This window comes from Stenotrophomonas sp., from assembly GCF_032061965.1.
GTDB lineage: Bacteria > Pseudomonadota > Gammaproteobacteria > Xanthomonadales > Xanthomonadaceae > Stenotrophomonas.
Genome location: NZ_DAMBEF010000072.1, coordinates 219 through 4,849 on the forward strand (window position 1 = coordinate 219; position 4,631 = coordinate 4,849).

General features: G+C 62.6%; 4 protein-coding genes. 2 read left to right on the forward strand and 2 right to left on the reverse strand.

All coding sequences use genetic code 11. The annotated features are described in order from the left end of the window. Positions 1–146: 146 nt before the first annotated feature. Positions 147–557 carry a hypothetical protein gene (locus RT460_RS18930; protein ID WP_313321278.1) on the reverse strand — a complete coding sequence of 137 codons (411 nt, stop codon included), beginning with the start codon at positions 555–557 and terminating at the stop codon, positions 147–149. A gap of 170 nt (positions 558–727) precedes the next feature. Between RT460_RS18930 and RT460_RS18935 the strand changes: the two genes are divergently transcribed. After that, positions 728–1,456 (forward strand): AraC family transcriptional regulator, encoded by a 729-nt coding sequence (locus RT460_RS18935; RefSeq protein ID WP_313321279.1) that lies wholly within the window; start codon positions 728–730, stop codon positions 1,454–1,456. 96 nt (positions 1,457–1,552) lie between these two features. Next, positions 1,553–4,210 carry a M1 family metallopeptidase gene (locus RT460_RS18940; RefSeq protein WP_313321280.1) on the forward strand — a complete coding sequence of 886 codons (2,658 nt, stop codon included), beginning with the start codon at positions 1,553–1,555 and terminating at the stop codon, positions 4,208–4,210. A 234-nt stretch (positions 4,211–4,444) separates the two neighbouring features. Here RT460_RS18940 and RT460_RS18945 read toward each other — a convergent pair. Further along, positions 4,445–4,631: hypothetical protein (locus RT460_RS18945; RefSeq protein ID WP_313321281.1), on the reverse strand; the 187-nt coding region annotated here is incomplete at its 5' end.

Sequence of the window (4,631 nt, forward strand, 5' to 3'; positions counted from 1 at the left end):
CTACCGTCCGGCTTCGCGATGATCGGCAGCAGACCGGCTTCCCTGTAGTGCCGACCCATGGTCGGCAACGAGGGTCACCGGGAATGCCCCTGCCGAGCATGGCTCGGCGCTACAAGGGTCTTGGCAGCGCCGGGAAAGCTCTGCCGTCAGGGCTGATCGAGCGGGATACCGTTGAGCCGGCGCTCGACGATTTCCAGAATGGTCGCAATGCTCACGCCGAACGAGCCAGCGTTACCAGCGTCAAACGCCTCGCGCCACTGGCCGTAGCCCTGCAGATAAACCGGGTCCGGGACGCGCTGCCCGATCAGTTGCAACTGGCTGCGTTCCAGCGTTTGGCCGGTCACCGGGGCGTGGGCCAGCTGGGTCATGATGCCCTCGGGCAGGCGCGGGTTGCGGATCTTCAACCCCTGCAGCGTGACGTGATAGATGTTGCCACCGCCCAGCGGATGCTGATCGATGCGGTTGATCAGCAGGGTGGGGTGCTCGCCATCGTGGCGTCCCTTGCAGGCCCAGAGTTGGCCAACGGCGTAGTCGGGGGTTTGGATGTTCTGGCTCATGGGGCAGGGGTCCGCTTGCAGTTACGGCCGATCATGCCCGCAACTGAAGCTTCCTGGCTTGTCGCCATCTGGCGGATACGGGGGTAGCAGGTACTTATGGCCGACGCGGTCAGGGGGCTGGGCTGGCTAGAATGGCAGGGCACGCCCCCGCTGCCAGCCTGATTGACCCGATGCGTATCGACCCTGCCGAAATTGAAGCCCTGTTCGACGCCATTCCCAGCGTGTTGTTCTTCGCCAAGGATGACGATGGCCGCTACACCCACGTCAACATGACGATGATGCAGCGGCTGGGCATGAAGTCGCGCAACGAGGTGATCGGCAAGCGCGCCGACGAGTTGTACCCAGTCGGCATGAGCGAGGCCTACGTGGCGCAGGATGCGCGGGTGTTGGCCGGTGAGGTGATAGAGAACGTGATGGAGCTGCAGTTGTTTCCCAACCAGCAGCCCGGTTGGTGCCTGACCTGCAAGCGGCCCATCATCGAGAACGGCAAGGTCATCGGACTGATCGGCATTTCGCGCGATCTGGGGCAGCGCGGCGGGCTTGAGTCGCAGTACGAGCCACTGCGGTTGGCGCTGGATTACCTCAACACGCATTACGCCGAAAACGTGCGCATGCAGACCCTGCTCGATATCACCGGCTTCTCGCTGTCCAAGCTGGAGCGTTCGTTCCGCAAGGTATTCCAGATGACGCCGCAGCAGGTGCTGACCCGGCTGCGCATCCAGATCGCCTTGCATCTGCTGCATGGCGAAGACAGTGTTGCCAGTATCGGCCAGGCCTGCGGCTTTAGTGACCAGAGCGCGTTCACCCGCAAGTTCAAGGCCGAGGTGGGCATGGCGCCACGACAATACCGGGCAATGATTGCCGAGCGGGCCCAGCACGAAGCGCCAAGGACAGCCTAGCCTGTCATGACTTCCGGGGGTGTTGGGCGCTGAGGGAGGGGCAGATGATGCGGGATCACCGGGCCTGGTGCCCACTGTCCGCCTTCTGGAGTCCCGATGCGCCGTTCCCTTGTTGTTGCTATCAGTCTAGCGCTTGCTTGCGCGGCCAGCCCTGCGTTCTCTGCTGAGCCGGCAGCGGCGACTTCGGCGCAGTCCACCACGACCCAGTTACCCCGTACCGCGCGGCCTGACCACTACCGGGTGCAGATCACCCCGCACGCGGCGCAGATGCGCTTTGATGGCAAGGTCAGTATTGACCTGGAAGTGCTGCAGCCGACGACCAGCATCGTGCTGCAGGCAGCGGGCATGCAGTTCGGGAAGAGCGAATTGCAGCCGGCCGGAGGGGGCAAAGTGGTACCGGCCACGGTTGCGGTCGATGAGCCCAACCAGACCGCCAGCTTCACCGTTACCGCGCCGTTGGCGCCAGGGCGCTATACGCTGAGCGTTGATTACACCGGCACCATCAATACCCAGGCCAATGGCCTGTTCGCGCTGGATTACCCGGTGGCCGACGGCAGCAAGAAGCGCGCGTTGTTCACCCAGTTCGAGAACTCCGACGCGCGCCGTTTCATTCCGTCCTGGGACGAACCTGGCTTCAAGGCGACGTTCGATCTGAGCGTCACCGTGCCGGAAGCCGAAATGGCGGTCAGCAACATGCCGGTGGCCAGCAGCAAGCCGGTGGGCAAGGGCCTGAAGGAGGTGGTGTTCCAGACCACGCCGAAGATGTCGACCTACCTGCTGTTTTTCTCCAGTGGCGAATTCGAACGTGCCACCGTCAATGAAGGCGGTACGGAAATTGGTGTCATCGCGCAGACCGGCAAGGTGGATCAGGCCCGTTTCGCACTGGAGGGCAGCGCCGAGGTGTTGCGCGAGTACAACGACTATTTCGGCGTGAAGTACCCGCTGCCCAAGCTCGACAACGTGGCAGCACCGGGAGGCAGCCAGTTCTTCAGTGCAATGGAGAACTGGGGCGCGATCTTCACCTTTGAATACGCCTTGCTGCTCGACCCTGCGGTGTCCAGCATCTCGGACAAGAAAGGGGTGTTCTCGATCGCCGCACATGAGATCGCGCACCAGTGGTTCGGCAATCTGGTAACGATGGCCTGGTGGGATGATTTGTGGCTCAACGAAGGCTTCGCATCCTGGATGGAAGGGCGCACCACCCGCAAGCTGCATCCGGAATGGGACATCAACAACGTCGATGCCGCGCAGACCAGCCGCGCAGCGATGGGGCGCGATGCTTATGCGACCACGCATCCCATCGTGCAGCACGTGGCGACGGTGGAGCAGGCCAGCCAGGCATTTGATGGCATCACCTACGGCAAGGGCGCTGCGGTGATCTCGATGTTCGAGGACTATGTGGGCGCCGATGCCTGGCGCGATGGGGTGCGTCGCTACGTTGCCGCCCATGCCTATGGCAATGCGGTTACCGATGACCTGTGGGTGGAGATCGACAAGGCGGCACCCGGCAAACGATTCATGGATGTCGCGCATGATTTCACCCTGCAGCCGGGCGTGCCCCTGATCCGCGCCAGCAGCAGCTGCGTTGCGGGCAACACCCAGGTAACGCTGAGCCAAGGTGAGTACACGATTGATCGCAAGGACAAGCAGCCACTGCATTGGCGTGTACCGGTAAGCCTGCGCGCAGGCACTGGCGAGGTGGTGCACACATTGGTGGACGGTGACACCACCGTACAGCTGCTGGGCTGTGAGGGGCCCTTGCTGGTCAACGCTGGCCAGAAGGGCTACTACCGCACCTTGTATGCGCCGGCACAGTTCACCGCGCTCAGCGCAGGCTTCGACAAATTGCCGGTGGTGGACCAGCTCGGCGTGATGATGGATACCAGTGCCCTGGCTGCGGCCGGCCTGCAGCCGGATGCGGACCTGCTGGATCTGACAGCCAAGGTTGCTACCGATGCACCTACGGATCTGTGGGACCTGGTATCGGGCACCCTGAATGGCATCGACAGCATGTTCGACGGTGATGAGGGCCGGCAGGCAGCGTTCCGCGGCTATGCACGCTCGCGTCTGGTGCCGGTGTTGCAGTCGCTGGGTTGGGACGGGAAGGAAAGCGATTCTGCACAGACCAAGGAATTGCGCAGCAATTTGATCAGCACCTTGGCGGCGCTGGACGATGCGCAGGTCATTGCAGAGGCGCAGCGTCGTTTTGATGCCTTCCTGCTCAAGCCGGACTCGCTGTCGCCGGATCTGCGTTCCACCGTACTGGGTGTGGTGGCACGCAATGCTGACGTGGCGACCTGGGACCAGCTGCACGCACTGGCAAAGAAGGAAACCTCGGCGATGGTGCGTGATCGCTATTACGGCTTGCTGGCGGCACCCAAGGACAAGGCCCTGGCGCAGCGAGCACTGGACATGGCGTTGACCGATGAGCCGGGCGCCACCAACAGCGCCGGCATGATCGGCGACGTGGCGCATGAGCATGCCGATATGGCGTTTGATTTCGCCGTTGCCCATCGCGAGCAGGTGGACGGTCTGGTCGACAGTACCTCGCGTGCGCGCTACTACCCGGGGCTGGGCCGCAGTGCTGACAGCCTGCAGATGGTCGACAAGATCAAGGCATTTGCCGATGCACATATCGCGCCGACCTCGCGGCGTGATGCGGAGACGGTGATTGCCGGGATCCAGACCAAGCTGCGACTGCGCGAAGAGCGCAAGCCGCAGGTGGATGCATGGTTGAGGCAGAAGGGGTATTGAGGACTGCGGCTGGCCGCTCAAAGCCCCTCTCCCCTTGCGGGAGAGGGGTTGGGGAGAGGGGGCTTCTAGCTAAGCAAAGTCAAATTCCCCTTCATCCGCTCAAAGCCCCTCTCCCCTTGCGGGAGAGGGGTTGGGGAGAGGGGGGAGCTTCTAGCTAAGCAAAGTCAAAAACCCCCTCATCCGCTCAAAGCCCCTCTCCCCTTGCGGGAGAGGGGTTGGGGAGAGGGGGCGCTTCTAGCCAGGCAAAGTCAAAATCACCCTCATCCGCCCTTCGGGCACCTTCTCCCGTAAACGGGAGAAGGGAGAGCGGAAGCCAAGGCCAAAGCCAAGGCAGAAGCCAAGGCAGAAGCCAAGGCAGAAGCCAAAGCAGAAGCCAAAGCAGAAGCCAAAGCAGAAGCCAAAGCAGAAGCCAAAGCAGAAG